Raw genomic sequence first — 20,901 nt, forward strand, 5'->3', positions numbered from 1 at the left:
AACCGGCTCATTCCTTCCATTTGATCTTGGTGGGACCGGGCAGTTTCAGCCGGTAGCCGACCGGCAGAAGCTGAAAATCGAAGCGGCGCTCGATTTCGCCCCAGAGGCCGCGCGGCAGATAGAGGGAGAAAATCAGGGCGGTGGCGCCGAGGCCGATCAGGTACCAGACGCCGGCGCCTCCGAAGACGGTCTCGATGACGAAGAACAGGATGGCGCCGAGGATCGCGCCCTCGAACTTGCCGATTCCGCCGACGAGTACCATGAAGATCATGTAGGCCGTCCACTGGACGCTGAAATAGGTCTTCGGCTGGAAGGTGGTGGCCGTCGCCAGCCACAGGCCGCCGGCAATCGCAATGCCGAAGGCGGCGAGCACGAAGAGCAGCCTCTTGGTCGCGGTCACCCGCACGCCGACCGAGGTCGCCGCCTCCTCATTGTCGCGGATCGCCTGCATGGCGGCGCCCGCGCGGCTGCGCATCAGCATGAAGAGAGCGCCGAGCAGGGCCGCCATGGACGCCAGCGCCAGCCAGTAGATCGTCGCCCGCCGCATGCCGCTGTCATAGAGGTTGAGCGAGATCAGCGAGGTTCCGGTTTCCCCCTGGATCAGCCGGTCGAGGTTGACGAGCAGATGCGCGAGTTCAGCCACGACCCACATGCCGATCGCGAACTCGCCGCCCTTCAGCCGCAGCATGAACAGCGAGAGCGGGATCGACAGAGCGCCGGTCACGATCGCGGCGGCAAAGACCGAGACGAAGGGGTCGAGCCCGGCATCAGCGAGCCGAATGGTGAAATAGGCGCCGAGGCCGAAGAACACCTGCTGGCCGACCGACACCAACCCGCCGAAACCGGCGAGCGCATTCCACATGGCCGCAAGGATCACATAGATGAAGAGGGCCGTCAGCCTGTCGATCGCGCCGGCCCCGAGCACGGCGGGGGCGAGCGCCAGGAGCGCCAGCACCGCCGCCATCGAGCCGAGCGCCAGCCGCGAGGCCCTTGTCCAGCGTTCTATCGATATTCCGTTGGAGACGAATGTCATGTCGGGCTCCGAAGACGGGCGCGAAAATTGAGGAACGCGCCGAGCTTGTCGAGTTGAGGCATGCCGAAGCGGGACAGCCTGACGAAAAGAACGAGCAGGAACACGGCATGGCCGCCGATCAGGAAGCCTTGCGGGTGCAACTGCGCGCCGAGCGATTGCGCAAGGCCGAGCACGATGCCGCCGGCAAGCGTGCCCCAGAGCGATCCGGCTCCGCCGATGACGGCCGTCTCGAAGGCGAAGAGAAGCTGCGGGCCGCCGGCATAGGGGCTGAAGGTCGCCCGCATACCGAGAAAGGCGCCGGCAATCCCGATCGTCACCATGGTGATGGCGGTGGCGACGGCATTGACCCGCCGCGCGTCGATGCCGACCAGCCCTGCCGTATCGGGGTCTTCGGCCGTGGCGCGGATGGCGCGGCCGAGCGCAAAACGGCTGAGGAAAAACTGCAGCGCGCCGACAACGAGGACCGCCGTCACCATCATCATCACGGCGAGCTTGCCGACGAAGATGTGGCCCGGCAGCTGCCAGGATGCATAGGACAGGTTGCCGATGAAGGGCGCGAGCGACCGGGTATCGGCGCCGAACTGTTCGAACAGCAGGTTGTCGATGACGATCGACAGGCCGAAGGTGGTGAGGATCGGCAGCAGCGTGCCGCCGCGGGCGCTGCGTTCGAGAATGAAGCGCTGCAGCAGCCAGCCGATCGCCGCCATGACCGGCAGCACGATCAGCAGCCCGGCGAAAGGTGGAATGCCGGCCTTGGCGGCGAGCAGCCACAGCCCATAGGCGGCCGCGACCGCCAGGCTGCCATGCGCGAGATTGATGATCCGCATGACTGAAAACATGAAGGACAGGCCGCAGGCGATGACGGCGTAATAGCCGCCGAGCAGGATGCCCTGGATAAGGGAGTTGATCATGATGGGCTCCTTTCGCCGGCGGCCCGATGCAGCCCGAAATAGGCCTGAGTGACGTGCTCGCGGGTGACGGCGGTGGCCGGCCTATCGAGGACGACGCGTCCTTCCAGCATGCAGACGACACGGCTTGCGACGCTCATGGCGCGGGCAAGATCCTGCTCGACGAGCACGATCGTCGTTCCCGAGGTCAGCAATGCCTGCAGCTGGGCATAAACGCGGTCGACGACCAGAGGCGAAAGCCCGAGCGAGACTTCATCCAGCAGCAGAATATCCGGGTTGCTCATCAGCGCCCGGCCGATCGCGGTCGCCTGCTGTTCGCCGCCCGAGAGATGCCCGGTTTTGGCATGGCGGCGGGGCTTCAGGTTCGGGAAGGCGTCGAGGACACGATCGATGCTCCACTCGCCCTTGCGGCCGCAGCTCTTTCCGAGAAGCAGGTTCTCTTCGACGGTCATCTGCGAAAACAGCCGTCGGCCTTCCGGCACCAAAGCGATGCCCTTGGCGATCCTCTTATGGGAAGGCACGGAGGCCAGGTCCTCATCGTTGAGAAGAACGTGCCCGGAGGAGGGAAGGTGGGCGCCGGCGATCGATCTCAGCAGCGTCGTCTTGCCCGCGCCGTTGGCCCCGACCAGCGCCAGCACCTCGCCCTTGGCGATATCGAAACTGACCCCGCGCACCGCCTGCAGAAGGCCGTGGCGGACGTCGAGATTGCGGATGGAAAGGAGGCTCATGCCGGCGTCCCTCCGAGATAGGCCTTGACCACTTCGGCGTTGCTCATGACCGCTTTCGGCTCGCCATCGGCGATGATCCTGCCGGCGTCCATGCAGATCAGCCGTTCCGCCACCTGCAGCAGGATATGGACGATATGCTCGATCCAGACGATGCCGATGCCGCGGCGGCGCAATTCGAGGATGGTTTCGACGAGTTCACTTGCCTCGCCATCGGTCAGGCCGCCGCCGATCTCGTCGAGCAGCAGCAGCCGCGGCTGCGTGGCGAGTGCGCGGGCAAGCTCCAGGCGTTTGCGATCGAGAAGGCCGAGCGTGTCGGCCGGGCGGTTGGCCACCCCGAGCATGCCGCAGAGCGAAAGCGAATCCACCACACGCTCATAGGCTTCGTCGCGGTTTGCTGCATGGCCGTGCGATGCGGCGACGAAGACATTTTCGAAGGTCGTCATGCCGCTGAAGGGTTTGGGCACCTGATGGGTCCGCACCAGCCCGGAACGGCAGCGTTCCGCCGCCGTCCGGCCGGTGACATCGACGCCGTCGAAGGTGATGGTTCCGGCACTTGGCGGGAAGGCGCCGGCCAGTACGGAGAGCAGCGTCGTCTTGCCCGCGCCGTTCGGCCCGACAATGCCGATGGCATCGCCATCGCCCATGGAAAAATCCAGGTTCTCCAGAACGACGAGCGCCCCGAACTGCTTGTGGATCCCTTTGGCCGAGAGAAAGGCTCCTCCCGGCCGATTTTGAGCTAGCTGCTGCACCGTGCGTTACCCGTTATAAGCGATGAGCTTGGCGCCGACCGGGACATTGGGGTCGGTGGCGTTTTCGGTGACGACATAGTCGAGCGCGAATTTCGAGCCCTCGGCCGCCTTCACCCATTGCGTGCCGATGATCGGCCCGGGCGAAACGTTGGCGACCGGGCCGCTGGTGAAGTCGACCTTGCCGGCGATCGTCGTGGTTTTCAGCGTGGCGATCGCCTTGGCGACGGCTTCCTTGCTCTTGACGTCGCTGCTCGCCTTCAGCGCATCGAAACCGGCATCGAGAAGCGCCAGGCTGGCGCCGAGCTGCTGCGTCCACTGCTTGCCGCTTGCCGTTTCATAGCCGTCGGCAAGCTCGGTTCCGGAGACGCCGGTCAGCGTGGATTTATAGGGGAAGGCCTTGTGCCAGTAGGCGGCGCTGCCGATGTTCATGCCGAGATCGCCGAGCGCCTCGATGTCGGAGGGAAACAGGCCTGTCTTGGCCACTTGGCAGATCTTGATCTGCTGGGTGAGACCCTGCTGTGCGGCCTGACGCCAGAAGGCGGCGAAATCGGGCGGTATCGGGAAGGAGTTGAAGATCTCGACACCCTCCTGCCGGAAAAGGGCGATCTGCGCCGTAAAATCGGTGGTTCCGGTTTCGTAAGCGCCGGGATCGACGATGGTGAAGCCGGCCTTGGCAAGTGCGGGCGCCAGATGGGCGCGGATCGCATTGCCGTCGGCATCGTTGGGATACATGACGCCGACCTTCTTGTTGGTCTCGATCAGGTTCCACTGCGAGACATAGGCCTTGTGGAACTCTTCGACGCCGAAGCCGAAATGATAGGTCCACTTGAACGGCGAGGGCGCGCCCGGCTTGGCGCCGCGGCCGAAATACCAGGCTTCCCAGGGCATGACCGTGGACAGGCAGGGAATGCCTGCCGCTTCGCAGGCGTCGGCCACCGGATTGATGGTTTCGGGCGTCGAGACAGCGAGCATCAAGTCGATCGCCTGGTTGTTGATCAGGTCCTTCGCCAGTTGGCCGGCGCGCGAGGGGTCGGATTGGGTGTCCTGGTCGAGGATCTCGACCTTCCAGGTCTTGCCGCCAGCCTGCAGGCCGTTCGCCAGCGCCTTGCGTGCGAGGTCGAGAACATAACCGTCCGTCTCGCCGAATCCGCCGAGCGGGCCGGTGCGCGGACTGATGAAGCCGACCTTCAGCGTATCGCTCTCAGCGAAAGCCGTGCGGCCGGAAAGCGCCAATGCCGCGCTGCCTGCCGCAGCCGACGCGATGAAAGACCGGCGGGTCAGTATCGCCGCGTTGAATTTTCCGCTCATGAAATCATTCCTCCCTCTCGATGCGGGCCTCCCGCCCGTTTTCCTGTTCATTCCGGCCGACCTGCTGTTCAGATCGGGTATTGCCGTTTTCCCGATGCCATGGTGACCCATCGGAGCTCGGTGAATTCGTCGATCGCCGCCTTGCCGCCGAAGCGGCCGTAGCCGCTCGATTTGACGCCGCCGAACGGCATCTGCGGCTCGTCGGAAACCGTGGCCTCGTTGATGTGGCAGATGCCGGATTCGAGCCGCATGGCGACGGCAAGCGCCGCATTGACATCGGCGCTGAAAACCGCCGCCGAAAGCCCGTATTCATTGTCGTTGGCAACCGTCACGGCCTCATCGACGCTGCCGACGCGAATGATCGCAGCGACCGGGCCGAAGCTCTCCTCGCGGTAGATGCGCATGGCCGGCGTCACGTGGTCGATGACGGTCGCATCCATCAGCGTGCCGTGGGCCTCGCCGCCGCAGACGAGCACTGCGCCCTTCTGCAGGGCGTCGTCGATCAGCGATCTGACGCGGCGCACGGCCTCGGCATTGATCAGCGTGCCGAGCGGCGTGTTGCCTTCCCCGGGGTGGCCTGCGACGAGGGTCGTGGCTTTCGTCCCGAACTTGCCGACGAAGTGGTCGGCGATCTCGTCCATCAGGATGATCCGCTCGGTCGACATGCAGATCTGGCCCTGGTTCATGAAGGCGCCGAAGGCGGCGGCGCTGACCGCCTCGTCGATATCGGCGTCGGCAAGCACGATGAACGGTGCCTTGCCGCCGAGTTCGAGCAGGCAGCGCTTCAGATGCCTTGCCGCGCTTTCTGCGATGATCCTGCCGACGCGGGTGGAGCCGGTGAAGTTGATGCGGCGCACGGCCGGATGGGCGATGAGGGCATCGACGACGGCGGCGGCATCGCCCGGCGCATTGGAGACGACATTGACGACGCCGCGCGGGAAACCGGCATCGCGCATGATGTCGCCGATCAGGCCATGGGTCTTCGGGCAGAGCTCCGAGGCTTTCAGGACGACCGTGTTGCCGCAGGCAAGCGGCATGGCGACGGCGCGGGCGCCGAGAATGACCGGCGCATTCCAGGGGGCGATGCCGACGCAGACGCCGGCCGGCTGGCGCGCGGCCATGGCGAGGCTGCCGGGAATACCTGACGGAATGAGCTCGCCTGTGATTTGCGTGGTCATCGCCGCCGCCTCGCGAAGGATATCGGCGCCGAGCCCGCAATTGATCGCCGCCCATTGCGCGGTGGCGCCGGTTTCGCCGGTCATGGCGGCAATAAGCTCCGGCGTGCGGGCCTCCAGCAGATCCGCTGCGGCATTCAGCAGCCGGCGCCGTTCGCCGGGGCCGGTCTGCGACCAGTCGGGAAAGGCGGCCGCGGCAGCGTTCGCTGCCCGCGTCATGTCGACGACCGATCCTGCCGAGGCGACCGTTGCGACATCGCCGGTCAGCGGATCGATACGTTCGAAGGTGGCCCCTTCGGAAGCCTCCATCGCCTCGTTGTTGATCATCAGCTTTGCCGAAAACACCGTTTCACCCCGCATTGTTGCCATGGGGAGAAGACGAGCGGACGCAGCAGCCCGAAGGCTGTCTCAGCGTTGCCGCGTCTATCGGAATGCCTCCTCCCAAAGGCTGATGACGATAAGGTTACGCCGATCAATTGCGGATGGAATGCGACTTATTGGGTTAATATTGTAATTATCCGGCGATTGCGGCAATGTTTGAGGCGAGCGGAGGAGAGGCATTGGCGACGGACGGTGGCATTCATCATTATGCCAGGGGCGAGTGGCATGCGCCGTCGCTGTCGCATCGGCGCATCCGTCTTCAAAAAGGGCTTTATGCCGATTTCTACCATTTCCTTCTGCTCGGGGAGGGGCGGGCCGAACTGCACTTTGACAGCGGTGAAGATCGCTCGCTGCAGGGACCGCTGCTTGCCTTCCTGCCGCCGCAGGCCCGCTGCGACCTGTCGATTTCCGCCGGAACCGCGGCCCATCTCGTCGGCGCCTCGGCGCAGGTCATGGTCGATGCGATCGGCGACAAGGTGGAATCCTATTCTCTGCGCATCTTCACCGAGCAGCGCAAGCCGGTCGAGGCACTGGATCCCCTGTTGGTCGCTGAAATCAGTCCCTTGATTTCAGGCTTCGTGCGGGAACTCGCCGATCCCTCCCGTTCCTCCTGGATGGTGGCATCGGCCTATATGCGGCTGATCCTGATGACGCTTTGGCGCGGTTCAGAAGGCGAGAGAAGCGAGCCGCGCGGGCAGGGCGAAACCGGATCGATCCTGCAGCGATATCGGCAACTGGTCGAGGCCGGCTTCCGCCGGCATCGGCCGATCAGCGACTATGCCGCTGAACTGGGCGTCACCGCCGACCGGCTTCATTCGATCTGCCAAAGGGGACTCGGCCGCTCGCCGATCCAGCTTTTGCATGAGCGCGTGGTGCAGGAGGCAAAACTCAGACTGGAACGCTCGGCCCGCAATATCCAGGAAATCTCCGACAGCCTCGGCTTTCGCGATCCGACCTATTTCAGCCATTTCTTCAAACGCAAGACCGGTCTTTCCCCCGCCGGCTACCGCGACATCGCCCGCGCGTCGGCCGGCTCGGAAAACGGCATGCTCTCCTCAGGCTATGCCGACTGGCCTTAGGCTCAGGGCTCATTGGTCAAAGCTGGAATTTGCCGGTCTTGGATCGCAAATCACATTGATAGGGAAGCCCCAAGAGATGGAGGACTGCAATGCGCCAATTGTAACCGTCACAACGGATCGGGTGAACGACGGCTTCCGAGCTCCGATTTTCGAAAGCAGACCTTGAGCCTAGCGGGCGATCTGACGCGAAGTGGACATTCGGTCCCCTTCGGCCGAACGCACACGCCGACGACCCCTTCGTAAGTCCGAAATGCTTGGTTTCAGTCCCATCATTTCAGCTATAAGGTGGGAGACGTCGCCCAAAGGGGATTCAAGGTCAATGCCCCCAGAGAAGAACCGTTCGTCTGTTGCGCTGGAACAGCGCGACGTAAGCGCCGACCAGCGCATATTCTCACCTTCCGTTGCGCGAAATTCGGCGCCGATCCTCGCGGTCCTAAAACGTGTCCTTCCAACACGTGGCGCCGTGCTGGAGATTGGATGCGGGACCGGCGAGCACGCCGTGTGTTTTGCGGGAGCAATGCCCAACCTCACCTGGCAGCCGAGCGATCCGGATGCCGACGCCCGCACCAGCACGTCTAGCTGGATCAAATTCGCAGGGCTGAAGAATGTGCTGGCACCGCGGGATATTGATGTCTGCTCAGGACAATGGGGCGTCGAACAAACCGGGCATTTTGACGTCATCGTGTCGATCAATATGATCCATATCGCGCCATGGGCGGCAAGCTTAGGATTGTTCGCAGGAGCTGGCCGTTTGCTTCACGCTGGTGGGCTTCTTCTTCTCTACGGCCCATTCATGCGCGACGGGGCACACAACGCCCCCTCGAACGCTGCTTTCGACGCGGCTCTAAAGGAGCGCAACCCATCCTGGGGTGTGCGTGATATCGCTGATCTTGAGCAAGCGGGTCAGGCCGCTGGACTTAATCTCCGCGAGACGATCGAGATGCCCGCCAACAATATGTTGCTGGTCTTCTCCAGCAGTAGTGCCTGAACGACAAGGGGCGCGAAAGAGACGTGGGCCTATAGCAGCATTCGGGCCCTTTGCTGCCGTTCGAGGTCGATCCGAGGAACGTGCGGTATGTGCTAGGATGGGGCCGAAGACGGAACGCGACAGACGCACTGCGAGGGGCGGTGTGATCGAACCGGAATTCGCGCGACCGAGTGCCAACATTGTGCTCTTGGAAGGGGAGACAAGGACGATGCCGACACCAGAGCAACCCAGTCTAATAGTTCGACAGAAATCCCCACCAAACATCGAGTTTCCGTTTGCGTCACTTTCCGATTGGCTGATCCCAACCGAGCTGTTCTTCGTGCGGAACCATTTCCCGTCGCCGGACCTCGATGCGCGAGACTGGAGATTGCGCGTTGGCGGGGCGGTGGAGCGGCCGATCGAACTTGACCTCGACAGCATCAAGGCGATGCGGAGCACGACTTTGACCGCCGTCGTCGAGTGCGCAGGGAATGGGCGCGTCTACTATGTGCCGCCGAAGGAGGGGTTGCAGTGGCAGAACGGAGCCGTCGGCAATGCCGCGTGGACAGGTGTTCTTCTGCGCGAGATTTTGGAAATGGCGGGCGTTAAGCCAACCGCATGTGAGGTTCTGCTCGTAGGCGCAGACAGCGGCGTCGTCGACACGAACAAGAAAACGGCTTCTCCCGGCCCCATCGCTTTTGCGCGCAGTTTACCGCTTGAAAAGGCCATCGCTGACGGCACGATCCTTGCCTATTCGATGAATGAGGAGCCGTTGACGCGCGATCACGGCTACCCGCTACGCGCGGTCGTGGGTGGCTGGTTCGGCATGGCTTGGGTCAAGTGGATCACTGATATCACGGTTGTGGAGCAACCGTTCCTTGGCTACTGGCAGGCGCGCGACTATTTCCGTTGGGAGCGCAGCCTCGGGGAACCCAGGCTGGTCCCCCTCGCGGAGATGGAGGTCAAAGCGCAGATCGCGCGTCCCGTACAGGGTGCGCGTCTCATCGCCGGCCAACCGTACCGGATTTTCGGAGCCGCCTGGAGTGGAGAGGCTGTTGTCCGGCAGGTGCAGGTCTGCACCGGAGATGGCAGGGGCTGGCGCGAGGGAAGGCTCCTCGAAACAGAACGTCCCTTTGCATGGCGCTTATGGGAGTACATGTGGACCCCTAAAGAAGTGGGGCGATATATACTGCGATGTCGCGCGATCGATGCGGCGGGGGGTGTGCAGCCCGACCTCCCGCGTTCCGACTGCGAGAGCTACGCGGCCAATTGGATCGTTCCGGTGGAGGTTACGGTCGTTCCGGAGCCGCGGACGTACGAGGAGGAATTCGTGATCTAATCCCCCGCATGGGGTGGAATGGCGGCCTTGATCAGGTGAGTTCGTTGGCTGAGCGCACCCGGGTAGAGTGTCTTCTCACCGTATTGAAGGCCGTGATAAAGAGGGCCCATGGGCATCAAGAACTATCTGATCGAAGGCGGCTCGGGGACTGGAAAGACGTCTGTGGCTACCGAACTGGAGCGGCGGGGCTACCATGTCGTCCATGGTGACCGCGTTTTGGCCTATGTCGGCGACCCCGAGACAGGCCAGGCGCTCGCAGGACCACCAGCAGAGGCAGACCGCATCGCCTGGGGATACGCTCACTGGATCTGGCCTGTCGACAAGGTCCGAGCAATCGCTGCCGACACCAGCCATCCTGCCACGTTCTTTTGTGGCGGTTCGCGCAATTTCCACAAATTCCTGGACCTGTTCGATAAGGTTTTCGTGCTCGACATCGACGTTGAGACGTTGAACCGACGACTGGATGGGCGCCCGAACGAGCCGGGCTTCGAGCCGGCCGAGCGGGCCCTGGTACTGCGCTACCATCGTAGCCGGGAGTATCTTCCTGCCGGCAATCATATCGACACGGCGAATACCGTCCCAAGTGTCGTCGACGATATCCTCGCTCACCTCACCTGAAGCTCGGCAGTAGCATTTCTGCAGCTGTCGGCGCGCGCCAGACGATTTTCTGCTGCCGCCGCGTGCGGTCTACAGCAAGGAAAGTTCGGGATGCTTGCGCTTCCTGCGCGAGCAGGTTATACACTGAACCATATGGTTCAGTATTTAGGTTCTCCTCTCGATCTCTCGTTTGCGGCGCTGTCCGATGCGACCCGCCGCGGCATCATAGATCAGCTTGGGCGAGGGGACGCGTCGATCACCAGTCTCGCGGATAAGTTCCAGATGACGCTGACCGGCATGAAGAAGCATGTCCAGGTTCTCGAGCGGGCGGGGCTCGTCGTCACGCAGAAGGTCGGACGGGTGAGAACCTGCACGCTTGGGAAACGCGGCCTCCAGGCGGAGGCCGAGTGGATCGAGGCGCATCGCAAGCTCTTCGAGGCCCGCTTCGAAGCATTGGACGAAATCATCAACGAAATGAACCTGGAGGGAAGCGATGACTGAGCAAGGTAACGGTGCAGCTGGTGCGCAGAACCGCACGTCAGTCGAACGCAGAGGGGATCGCGAACTCTTGGTAACGCGGATATTCAATGCGCCGCCGAGCATGGTTTACAGGGCGTGGAGCCAGCCCGAGCTGTTCCAGCGCTGGTGGGTGCCAAAATCGGTATCCGGCATTTCGCTCGTATCGTGCGATATGGACGTCCGTACCGGCGGCAAATATCGGCTGGAATTCGGTGCCGGCGGTTCGGACACCATGGCCTTCCATGGCAAGTATCTCGAGGTGGTGCCGAACGAACGCATTGTCTGGACCAACGACGAGGGCGAAGAGGGCGCGATCACGACCGTGACCTTCGAGGACCAAGGCGGGAAGACGCTCCTGATTTTCCACGAAGTCTATCCATCCAAGGAGGCGCTTGAGGAAGCATTGCAGGGCTCGGCGGCCGCATTGCCGGAACAGTTGGAGCAGCTCGACGAATTGCTTTCCGGCCTAGGCGAGTAGCGCGGGTCGGGAAACTCGCACCGAGGGAACGTCTGCTCTCGGGAAAGGACCCGACCGGCCTTTTGAGCGGACCTCGACGAGAAGACCAACCTCACGACAGCGCGAAGATCCTGACCTCCCGCCCGATGCCTTGAAGCTCCGCCATCCGGGAGGCGGAGCTGATGCCGCTGTCGTGCAGGATTTCTGAAACCTTGATATCGCCGACGATCGCCTCCGTCGTCATGATCACATTGGGGTCGGCAAGGCCCTGGACGCGGGAGGCGATATTGACGGTCTGGCCGAAATAGTCCTGCCGGTCGTTCAGGTTGACCGCGAGGCATGGTCCCTCATGGATGCCGATCTTCAGCAGGAGATCGTCGCTGCCGTGTTCGGCATTCAGCCGAAGCATCGCCTCGCGCATTCTGAGTGCTGCCGCCACCGCGCGGTCCGGGCTCGGAAAGGTCGCCATCACGGCATCGCCGATGGTCTTCACCACTGCTCCGGCCTCCGTGGCGACGATCTCGTGCAGGACCCTGAAATGCGCCCGCACCAGATCGAAGGCGGCAAGATCTCCGACGCGCTCGTAGAGCGCGGTCGAGCCGCGCAAGTCGGTGAAGAGGAAAGTCAGGCTGGTGATCTTGAGGCGCTGGTCGACGTCGAGCGTGTCGGTCCGATAGATGTCCCGGAAACTCTGATTGGTCAGCAGACGTTTGGCTGTGAGAAACGGCCGCCTGCGGCCCAGCAGGTCGTGCAGGTCATCGCCTGCGATGCAGACATTCGGCACCACTCTGCGATCGGTGTGGTTTTCGAGAGTGAGCCGCAGCAGCCCGGGACGCAGGGTGAGGGTTTCGTTCAGCGCATGCGCGCGGCTGATGACCATCGACAGGTTTTGACGTTCGTCGGTGGGCTCCCCCTTGACGTCGATGAACTGCGCCGAGTGCGTGACCGCATCGAAGATGATGACGAATTGCGCCGGCAGTTTTAAAGAGACGAAAGCCTTCTCGCCCGGCGCCAGCTCGATCATCTCCAGCAGGATGCGTTCGAACCGCGCCTCCAGGTCCTCCGGCAGGTCGACGCCGGAGCTGAAGAAGATCTGGCGGTAGTATTCGAGCGGCGGCAAAAGATCTGGGTCATGGGCGCCGATCCTGCGCACACGCGGGCTGACCGTGAACGTCACCTCGACCATCTCGTCGAGCGTCGGTTCGTATCCGGCCGCGCACAGCGCGCAATGGTAGGTGTCCTGGACGACCCCTTTCAGCGTTGCGCCGCTGTCGAGGACGCCGCCGCATCCGGGGCAAAGCACATTCCAGGTCATCTCGAACGCGCCGATGCGGGCCGCATGCAGGAGCGCCGCGATCGTTTTCTCTTCATCGAGATGATGTTTTTCGGCGAAGGCCAGCGCATTGATGCGATTGAGATCGCGATCCGAGCCATGTTTGACGACGTTTTCGATGCACTCGACCGCCTGCGGGTCAGCCGCCTGTCGCAGGGTGGCAAAAAGCACGTCCATTTCGCTCATAAGACAAGTCTCCGTGTGCAGAACCCACGGCGGACGACGCCAGGACCGGGATCATAACACGGGAGTTTCCCAATAGAAATCTATCGGCCTGGACGCTGCTGCTTCCCAAACAAAAGCGGGATTCAACCGCCCTTGTAAATCCGCTTCAGCGCCGCCAGCAGCCCATCCATTTCGTCCGATGAAAACCGGTCGATGAAACGCTGTTCATGCGTGTCGATCAGCTTGCGCGCCCGCGCGAGCATCGCGCGCCCGGCCTTCGTCAGATGCAGCTCCTGGCGCCGGCGGTCGGCCGCGGAAGGATGGCGTTCGACGAAGTCCCGGGCTGCCAGCCGGTTGACTAGGGCCATCATCGTGGCGCGGTCGGTGCCGAGCGTATTGGCAAGGTCGATCTGCGATGCGCCCGGATTGCCCGCGATAAGTTCCATCACCGCGAGCTGCTTCTGCGTCAGCCCGAGCTCCTCCATGGTTTCGGCGAAGTCGCGATAGATCGCCACATGCGCCATGCGCAGGTGAAATCCGAGGAGATTGCCGAGCCGGCCGACGTCGAGCGGCGGCGCTGCGGAAGCCTCCTCGGCCTCGATTTCGTCCTGCGGTGGTTTTGCGGCCATCATTCGTCTCGCTTCGTTCAGGCGCCATAACCATCAAAATCAGCGGGTTAGTCAATATCCCCGTTGGGAAATTTCCCGTGCTCCCTCGAGCACCAGGATTTGTCGAAAACAGCCTCTTGCATCTCACCGGAAAAAGATATTAGTATGTGTTGCATACAAATTTGATGCCTGCCGCGGAGGAGCGGCGGCATGGGAGGAGAAAATGGCGCATTCCTTTTCCGGGATGGCTTCGTCGGCGGATTGCGGACTGGTGACGGATGATCCGATCCTTTACCGCGCCCGCGTCGCGCCGGATCGTCAGGCTCTGTTCGAGATCGCCACCGGCCGGCAGCTGACCTATGCCGAACTCGATGTGCGGATTGCCCGCTGCGCCGGCTTCCTCGGCGCTATGCTCGGAGCGCGGCGGGACGGGGCGCGTGTCGCCATGCTGGCGCGCAATTCGCTGGATTCGATCGTGTTTGCCTTTGCCTGCCAGCGCGCCGGCGCCATCTACGTGCCGCTCAACTGGCGTCTCAACGCCGCCGAGCTTCGGCCGATCCTGGCCGATTGCGCGCCGGCGCTTCTGGTCTGCGATGAGGAGTTTTCGGCGGCCGCGGCGAGCCTTGCGGAGGCGGTTCCCGACATGGCGGCGATCTCGACGGCCGATGGCCCGGGCGGGCTTGCCGCCCGGATCGAGGCGAGCCTCCCGGCGGAGCCCATGCCCGCCGATGCCGATCGGCCTTGCGTGCTGCTCTATACGTCAGGCACGACGGGACAGCCGAAGGGCGTCGTCATCACCCGCCGCAACGCCTTTTTCGCCGCCGTTAATTTTTCCTTCGTCGGCGAGATCGGCCCGGGATCGGTCGCTCTGTGCGACCTGCCGTTCTTCCATACGATCGGGCTGATCGCGGTGGCGCGCACCACATTGATGCTCGGCGGCACGCTCGTCGTCTCCGACCGCTTCACGCCGGCCCGCACGCTTGCGGCCCTTGCCGACCGGCAGCGCGCCATCACCCACTATTTCGCCGTGCCGCAGATCGCGCTCGCCTTGCGGAGCGATCCCGCCTATAGCGCCGCGGCTCTTTCCGGCCTGCATGCGCTCTTTGTCGGCGGCGCGCCGCTGACGCAGGCGCTGATCGAAAGCTATCTCGGCGACGGCGTGGCGCTGGTCAATGGCTACGGCATGAGCGAGGCGGGAACCGTGCTGCATGTGCCGATCGACCGGCGCGCGGTGCAGGACAATCCCGGCAGCGTCGGTCTGCCGGCGCCGCTGCTTGACATCCGCATCGTCGATGAGGCTGGTCGCGATGTCGGCGAAGGCGAGATCGGCGAACTCTGGCTGCGCGGGCCGGCGGTGACGCCGGGCTACTGGAACAAGCCGCGGGAAACCGCTGCCGCCTTCACCGACGGCTGGTACCGCACCGGCGATCTCGGCCGGCGCGAAGCCAACGGTTTCTATCGCATCGTCGACCGGCTGAAGGACATGTATATCAGCGGTGGCGAGAATGTTTACCCCGCCGAGGTCGAAGCGGCACTCGCAAGCCATCCCGATATTCTCGACGTCGCGGTTGTCGGCATTCCCGACGTCAAATGGGGCGAATGCGGCATCGCCTATGTCGTGCTGCGGCCGGGTGCCGCGGCCACGGACGAGGCGATCGCCGGCCACTGTGCCGCAAGGCTCGCCGCCTTCAAGCGTCCGGCGCGCATCCTCTTCGTCGAGACCATTCCCCGCACCGCCTCCGGCAAGGTGCAGAAACATGTTCTGCGCCAGCTGCATTCCGACGAAACCCTTCAACGACAGGCCTGACAAGCGGCCCCGGCATTCAATGCCGAAACCAATGGAGTAAACTTATGACTGATATGAAATCGCCGGTTCTGGTCGAATTCGATGACGGCATCGCTTTCGTGACCCTCAACCGTCCCGAAAAGCGCAATGCGATGAACCCGGCCTTGAATGCCCGGATGCTGGAGGTGCTCGACGAACTCGAGGGCGACGAGCGCTGCGGTGTCCTGGTGCTGCGCGGCGCTGGCGAGTCCTGGTCCGCCGGCATGGATCTGAAGGAATATTTCCGCGACAATGACGACAAGCCGCGGAATGCGACGCTGAAGGCGCGGCGCCAGTCCGGCGGCTGGTGGAGCCGGCTGATGTATTTCGAAAAGCCGACGATCGCCATGGTCAACGGCTGGTGCTTCGGCGGCGCCTTCACGCCGCTGGTGTCCTGCGATCTCGCCATCGCCGCCGAAGAGGCGAATTTCGGCCTTTCCGAAATCAACTGGGGCATTCTGCCGGGCGGCAACGTCACCCGCGCGGTTGCCGAGGTGATGCGCCATCGCGACGCGCTCTACTACATCATGACCGGCGAATTGTTCGGCGGGCGCAAGGCCGCCGAAATGGGCCTCGTCAACGAGGCCGTGCCGCTCGCCGAGCTCGAAACCCGCGTCCGCAAGATCTGCGCCGGCCTGCTCGAAAAGAATCCGGTGACGCTGAAGGCCGCCAAGGACACCTACAAGCGCGTGCGCGACCTGCCATGGGATCTCGCCGACGATTACATCTACGCCAAGCTGGAGCAGATGCTGTTTCTCGACAAGACCAAAGGGCGCGACGAGGGGCTGAAGCAGTTCCTCGACGACAAGACCTATCAGCCGGGGCTCGGCGCCTACAAGCGCAGCCGCTGAGATCAGGCCCGGCATGGCCGGGCCGTTCGCAGCTAAATCATCGGGAGGAGGATAGAATGAAGATCCATGCCGCGGTGGCGCGTGCGCCGCATATGCCGTTTTCGCTGGAAAGCCTCGATCTGGAGGAGCCGCGCGAGGGGGAGATCCTGGTTCGTGTCGTGGCGACCGGGATCTGCCACACCGATATCGTCATGCGCGACCAGCACCTGCCGGTGCCGCAGCCGGTGGTGCTCGGCCATGAAGGTGCCGGAATCGTCGAGCGTGTCGGGCCGGGCGTGGCCAAGGTGGTCCCGGGCGATCACGTGGTCATGACCTTCAATTCCTGCGGTCATTGCCCGAGCTGCAATGACCACGAAGAGACCTATTGCCACGAATTCTTCCCGCGCAATTTCTTCGGGTCTCGAGCCGATGGTTCGAGCGGGCTCTCCTATAGAGGGGAGCGGGTGAACGGCAATATTTTCGGCCAGTCTTCCTTCGCCAGCCACGCGCTCTGCCATGAGCGCAATGTCGTGAAAGTGCCTGGAGATGCGGATCTGGCGCTGCTCGGGCCGCTCGCCTGCGGCATCCAGACCGGCGCCGGCGCGGTCATGAATGCGCTGAAGGTCGAACCGGGAAAAGTGCTCGCGGTGTTCGGCATGGGCTCCGTCGGTCTTGCCGCGGTGATGGCGGCGCGGGTTGTCGGCGCTTCCAGGATCATCGCCGTCGACGTCAACGAAACACGGCTGGCGCTTGCCGCCGAACTCGGCGCGACCGATATCGTCAACGGCAAGGCAAACGATGCCGTTGCCGCGATCATTGCGCTGACCGGCGCCGGCGTCGATTATGCGATCGATGCCTCCGGCGTGCCCGCCGTCATCGATCAATGCGTGCGGGTGCTGGCGCCGCGCGGCACCTGCGGCATCGTCGGCGCCTCGCCGCACGGCGCGACGCTGACGCTCGATCTCACCCATATTCTCTCCGGCGGGCGCCGGGTGCGCGGGATCGTCGAGGGCGATTCCAATCCCGACGTGCTGATCCCTCTGCTGATCGACCTTCACCGGCAGGGCCGCTTCCCCTTCGACAGGCTCGTCACCTTCTATGATTTCGCAGATATCAACCGGGCGGTGGAGGATGCGGAAAAGGGCATCGTGCTGAAACCGATCGTGCGCCAGCCGGCCGCCTGATACCGTTCAAGGGAGGAAACAATGAACACCATCACCCCAATCGCCACCGATACCAGCCCCGATGCGATGAAGGCGCTGCTTGCCCGGCAAAGGGCGTCCTTCCTGAAGGACGGGCCGCCTGATATCGAGATCCGTACCGATCGTATCGACCGTGTCATCGCCCTTCTCGTCGACCATAAGGATGCCATCGCCGCCGCACTGTCGGAGGATTTCGGCAGCCGCAGCGTCGAGGCAAGCCTGCTTCTCGATGTTTTCACCTGCGTCGGTTCGCTGAAATATGCCAAGGCCCATCTGGCCGAATGGCTGAAACCCGAGCGGCACGAGGCGCTGTTCCCGGATGCGGTCGCCGAGGTGGTCTATCAGCCGAAGGGAATTGTGGGCATCCTCAGCCCCTGGAATTTCCCCTATCAGCTCGCGCTCGCGCCGCTTGCCGGTATTCTGGCCGCCGGCAACCGCGCCATGATCAAGCCGTCGGAAGTGACGCCGGCTTCGTCAGCGCTCATGGCGGAATTGATCACCCGCGCCTTCGACGAAACGGAAATCGCCGTCGTCCAGGGTGGGCCGGCCACCGGCACGGCTTTCACATCACTTGCCTTCGATCATCTGATCTTCACCGGCGGCACGGCGATCGCCCACCATGTCATGCGCGCGGCGGCGGAAAACCTGACGCCGCTCACGCTCGAACTCGGCGGCAAGTCGCCCGTCGTCATCGGCCGCTCGGCCGATCTGGCGGATGCCGCGCGCCGCGTCATGACCGTCAAGACGTTGAATGCCGGCCAGATCTGCCTAGCGCCGGATCATGTCTATGTGCCGGAGGAAAGCATCGAAGCCTTTGCCGAGCACGCGGTGGCGGCGGTCGGCACGATGTATCCGACGCTGAAGGAAAATCCTGATTACACTTCGATCGTCAATGCCCGCCACCATGCCCGCGTCCAGGGCCTGATCGACGATGCGAGGGTAAAGGGCGCCCGTATCGTCGAGATCAATCCGGCGGCGGAGAATTTCTCGCAGCAATCGGCCCACCGCATCCCCCCGACCCTCATTCTGGACACGGCCGAGGATATGCGGGTGCTGCAGGAGGAAATCTTCGGGCCGGTGCTGCCGGTCATTCCCTACCGCGATATCGCCGAGGTCGTCGACCGCATCAATGCCAAGCCGCGCCCGCTCGCCCTTTATTATTTCAGCCAGGATGGCGAAGAGGAGCGCCGGGTTCTCGACAATACGACCTCCGGCGGGGTGACGGTCAACGACTGCATGAGCCACGTCACGGCCGAAGGTCTGCCTTTCGGCGGCGTCGGCCATTCCGGCATGGGCGCCTATCACGGCAAGTTCGGCTTCCTCACCTTCTCGCATCCCCGCGCCGTCTACCACCAGAGCAGGATGGTGGAGGCGGAATATATGATGCGGCCGCCCTTCGGCGAGGCGATGCGCGGCTTTCTGGCCGGGGCGATTTGCAAGTAACGGCGGACGTGCCCGGCGGCTACGCCGGGCCCCTTTATTCGACAGCGGGGCGCCGCGAATTTCGGATGGCCCCGCAGCGGACCACGCTGCAACTATCGGCATCTCAGCGGCTTTTGATCGCGCAATAATAGTCCGATCGCGCAGGCCTATCCGAATAACGCAATATTGCGCCATCGCGGGGCATGTCCAGGCGAAGAGGAGGGCGATTGTTAAGCATGCCTTATAACAGGCGTGCCAGCCTTGCCTGGTCGATATTCCATGCCGCCCCATGAGATCGGTTTAACCAAGCTCAAACCAGTTTCGGCTATGATGAGTTCGTTACATGTATTGGAAGGTGGATCCAGCGCGGTGAATGGCAATTGGACGCAATTCGGTGGCAACCTTTCTTTCGTGTGCCTGGCCATTTCGCTCTGGGCGCTTTTTTCGATTCAGTTTCAGCGCCGATCCTTCCGGCAGGAAAAAATCGCCTTCGGAATCATAGCGGGCGGCGCCTCCGTCGGATCCATATTGCTGGCCATTGAATTCCACCCCGGCATCTATATCGACCTGCGTTTTTCGCCGCTTGCATTGGCCGGCATGTTCGGGGGGCCGATCGCCGCGGCCTTTGCCGCATTGCTGGCGATCGCCTTTCGTTTTGCCGTCGGCGGCGCGGCGATGGTCGACGGGATCATCACCATGGCCCTCGCGACCGGCATTGGTCTGGCCGGTCATTTCTGGACCCGCAAAAGATCTCCGGAGCTCATGGACGTTGCGCTGCTCAGCCTCGCGCTTGGCGTCGTGCTGGTCCTGTCGATGGCTTTGCTTCCCACCCTGGTGAATGCGCATGTGCTCGCCGGCGTCGGTTTTCCCCTGACCGCATTGAATTGCCTGGCGACCGTTCTGGGTGGTTTCGTTCTGCTGAAGACCCAGCAATGGGAGCTGGAGCGAAGCATATTGGTGACCGCATTTTCGCAGTCGCCCGATTATCTCTATGTGAAGGACCGGAACAGCCGGTTCATCACCGTCAATGAAAACATGACCCGCCTCTTCCGTTTCAGGACGACGGCGGAGATGACCGGATTGTCGGATTTCAATCTGATGTCGCGGCCGCTCGCCGAGGAACTCTATTATCTCGAGCAGCAGGTCATAGACACCGGGGTGCCGCTGATCGATTCCACCGAATATATCGAAGGCAGATTCCTGCTCGCCTCCAAAGTGCCGCTGCGGGACAAGCAGGGGCGGGTGATCGGCCTTGCCGGCGTAACGCGCGATGTGACGGAACGCACCGCCCTGGAGCGGGAATTGCGCGAAAGCAAGAACCTGCTGTCGCATGCGATGGCCGGCATGTCCGATGGCATCGCCATGTACGACGGCAAGGGTTTTCTCATCTTCTGCAACGATCAGTATCGTCATGCCTTTCCGCTCTCCGGAGAGGCCCGCGTGGTCGGCGCCCATATCAGCGACATCCTGCGCCGCGTCGTCGAAACCGGCGAGCGGCCCGGTATCCCGGAAGGGGACGTGGAAGAGTGGATCAAGGCCGCCGCTGCTTCCCTGCACAGCAACAAGGACGAAGAGGTTCAACTTCATAACGGCGACTGGCGCAGCATCCGGACAAGGCTTGCCGAAGACGGCACGGCGATGGCCGTCGTCTCCGACATCACCGCGACGAAGCAGGCGGAAATCGCGCTCAGATTGTCGGCTGAGCAGCTGAAAAGCCTTGCCGAGACCGATGGCCTCACCGGCATGGTCAACCGCCGCGCCTTCGACGAGGCTTTCGCCCGCGAGACCGCGGGCAGCGCCCGGAAAAATACGCCGTTCAGCCTGCTGATGGTCGATATCGACCGCTTCAAGGCCTATAACGATACCTATGGTCATCCCGCCGGCGACCAATGCCTGCGGGTCGTCAGCAAGTGTCTGCGCCAATCCGTAAGCCGGCCGGCGGATATCGTTGCGCGCTACGGCGGCGAGGAGTTCGTGGTGTTCCTCCCCGACACCAGCGCCAAAGGGGCAATGATCGTCGCCGAGCAATTCGCGCGGCGCCTGGCCAAGGAGAATATCGCGCATTCCGGCAGCGAATTCGCCCGGGTGACGGCGAGCATCGGCGTATCCTGCGCCACGGGCGCCGTCCTGCGGACCAACCCGAACCGCCTGCTGACCGAGGCCGACGCGGCGCTCTATGACGCCAAGACACAAGGCCGCAATCGCATTCTGGCTCATTCGCCCAACGGGGAACGGCCTGCCATGAAAGAAGCCGGTTAAATCGAACTCCTGCTTCG

At 63.1% G+C, this 20,901-nt stretch carries 19 protein-coding genes; 11 read left to right on the top strand and 8 right to left on the bottom strand.

Features of this window, described 5'->3' with window-relative positions; all coding sequences use genetic code 11:
* Positions 1 to 7: 7 nt before the first annotated feature.
* The 6 genes from QMO80_RS21955 to QMO80_RS21980 all read right to left on the bottom strand — a co-directional run bounded on the left by QMO80_RS21955 (position 8) and on the right by QMO80_RS21980 (position 6,261).
* Positions 8 to 1,033, bottom strand: coding sequence for a branched-chain amino acid ABC transporter permease (locus tag QMO80_RS21955; protein WP_283200540.1), 1,026 nt, complete (start codon positions 1,031 to 1,033; stop codon positions 8 to 10).
* Positions 1,030 to 1,944, bottom strand: a complete 915-nt coding sequence (locus QMO80_RS21960) for a branched-chain amino acid ABC transporter permease (protein ID WP_283200541.1) — start codon at positions 1,942 to 1,944, stop codon at positions 1,030 to 1,032. The genes QMO80_RS21955 and QMO80_RS21960 overlap by 4 nt, the downstream gene beginning before the upstream one ends.
* Positions 1,941 to 2,669, bottom strand: coding sequence for an ABC transporter ATP-binding protein (locus tag QMO80_RS21965; protein ID WP_283200542.1), 729 nt, complete (start codon positions 2,667 to 2,669; stop codon positions 1,941 to 1,943). Before QMO80_RS21965 ends, QMO80_RS21960 begins: the two co-directional genes overlap by 4 nt.
* The gene (locus QMO80_RS21970) at positions 2,666 to 3,418 is read right to left on the bottom strand and encodes an ABC transporter ATP-binding protein (protein ID WP_283200543.1); all 753 of its coding nucleotides are present in this window, start codon (positions 3,416 to 3,418) and stop codon (positions 2,666 to 2,668) included. Before QMO80_RS21970 ends, QMO80_RS21965 begins: the two co-directional genes overlap by 4 nt.
* Positions 3,419 to 3,424: 6 nt before the next feature.
* Complete coding sequence (locus QMO80_RS21975) at positions 3,425 to 4,726, bottom strand: ABC transporter substrate-binding protein (RefSeq protein WP_283200544.1); 1,302 nt, start codon at positions 4,724 to 4,726, stop codon at positions 3,425 to 3,427.
* 68 nt (positions 4,727 to 4,794) lie between these two features.
* Positions 4,795 to 6,261 (bottom strand): aldehyde dehydrogenase, encoded by a 1,467-nt coding sequence (locus QMO80_RS21980; RefSeq protein ID WP_283200772.1) that lies wholly within the window; start codon positions 6,259 to 6,261, stop codon positions 4,795 to 4,797.
* A gap of 200 nt (positions 6,262 to 6,461) precedes the next feature.
* On the opposite strand from QMO80_RS21980, the gene QMO80_RS21985 reads away from it, so the two are divergent.
* The 6 genes from QMO80_RS21985 (at position 6,462) to QMO80_RS22010 (ending at position 11,261) form a co-directional block, all read left to right on the top strand.
* Complete coding sequence (locus QMO80_RS21985; RefSeq protein WP_283200545.1) at positions 6,462 to 7,361, top strand: AraC family transcriptional regulator; 900 nt, start codon at positions 6,462 to 6,464, stop codon at positions 7,359 to 7,361.
* Positions 7,362 to 7,680: 319 nt separating this feature from the next.
* Positions 7,681 to 8,349 (top strand): DUF938 domain-containing protein, encoded by a 669-nt coding sequence (locus QMO80_RS21990; protein ID WP_283200546.1) that lies wholly within the window; start codon positions 7,681 to 7,683, stop codon positions 8,347 to 8,349.
* 208 nt (positions 8,350 to 8,557) lie between these two features.
* Positions 8,558 to 9,667 (top strand): sulfite oxidase, encoded by a 1,110-nt coding sequence (locus QMO80_RS21995; RefSeq protein ID WP_283200547.1) that lies wholly within the window; start codon positions 8,558 to 8,560, stop codon positions 9,665 to 9,667.
* 108 nt (positions 9,668 to 9,775) lie between these two features.
* Positions 9,776 to 10,285, top strand: coding sequence for a nucleoside kinase (locus QMO80_RS22000; RefSeq protein ID WP_283200548.1), 510 nt, complete (start codon positions 9,776 to 9,778; stop codon positions 10,283 to 10,285).
* 132 nt (positions 10,286 to 10,417) lie between these two features.
* Positions 10,418 to 10,765, top strand: a complete 348-nt coding sequence (locus QMO80_RS22005) for a helix-turn-helix transcriptional regulator (RefSeq protein ID WP_283200773.1) — start codon at positions 10,418 to 10,420, stop codon at positions 10,763 to 10,765.
* The gene (locus tag QMO80_RS22010) at positions 10,758 to 11,261 is read left to right on the top strand and encodes an SRPBCC family protein (protein WP_283200549.1); all 504 of its coding nucleotides are present in this window, start codon (positions 10,758 to 10,760) and stop codon (positions 11,259 to 11,261) included. Before QMO80_RS22005 ends, QMO80_RS22010 begins: the two co-directional genes overlap by 8 nt.
* 91 nt (positions 11,262 to 11,352) lie before the next feature.
* Here the strand turns inward: QMO80_RS22010 and QMO80_RS22015 are convergent, their stop codons facing one another.
* Complete coding sequence (locus QMO80_RS22015) at positions 11,353 to 12,759, bottom strand: adenylate/guanylate cyclase domain-containing protein (protein WP_283200550.1); 1,407 nt, start codon at positions 12,757 to 12,759, stop codon at positions 11,353 to 11,355.
* Positions 12,760 to 12,881: 122 nt separating this feature from the next.
* Positions 12,882 to 13,367, bottom strand: coding sequence for a MarR family winged helix-turn-helix transcriptional regulator (locus QMO80_RS22020; protein WP_283200774.1), 486 nt, complete (start codon positions 13,365 to 13,367; stop codon positions 12,882 to 12,884).
* Positions 13,368 to 13,569: 202 nt separating this feature from the next.
* On the opposite strand from QMO80_RS22020, the gene QMO80_RS22025 reads away from it, so the two are divergent.
* From QMO80_RS22025 to QMO80_RS22045, 5 genes are all read left to right on the top strand, one after another.
* Complete coding sequence (locus QMO80_RS22025; protein WP_283200551.1) at positions 13,570 to 15,153, top strand: AMP-binding protein; 1,584 nt, start codon at positions 13,570 to 13,572, stop codon at positions 15,151 to 15,153.
* Positions 15,154 to 15,197: 44 nt separating this feature from the next.
* Positions 15,198 to 16,022, top strand: a complete 825-nt coding sequence (locus tag QMO80_RS22030; protein ID WP_283200552.1) for a p-hydroxycinnamoyl CoA hydratase/lyase — start codon at positions 15,198 to 15,200, stop codon at positions 16,020 to 16,022.
* Between the two features lie 56 nt (positions 16,023 to 16,078).
* Entirely contained in the window at positions 16,079 to 17,185 is a 1,107-nt protein-coding gene (locus tag QMO80_RS22035) for an NAD(P)-dependent alcohol dehydrogenase (RefSeq protein ID WP_283200553.1), read from the top strand.
* A 21-nt stretch (positions 17,186 to 17,206) separates the two neighbouring features.
* On the top strand, positions 17,207 to 18,646 hold the full coding sequence (locus QMO80_RS22040; RefSeq protein ID WP_283200554.1) for a coniferyl aldehyde dehydrogenase: 1,440 nt from the start codon (positions 17,207 to 17,209) through the stop codon (positions 18,644 to 18,646).
* Between the two features lie 306 nt (positions 18,647 to 18,952).
* Complete coding sequence (locus QMO80_RS22045; protein ID WP_283200555.1) at positions 18,953 to 20,884, top strand: diguanylate cyclase; 1,932 nt, start codon at positions 18,953 to 18,955, stop codon at positions 20,882 to 20,884.
* The last annotated feature ends 17 nt before the right edge of the window (positions 20,885 to 20,901 follow it).

This window comes from Rhizobium sp. BT03, assembly GCF_030053155.1.
In the GTDB taxonomy this organism is placed as follows: domain Bacteria; phylum Pseudomonadota; class Alphaproteobacteria; order Rhizobiales; family Rhizobiaceae; genus Rhizobium.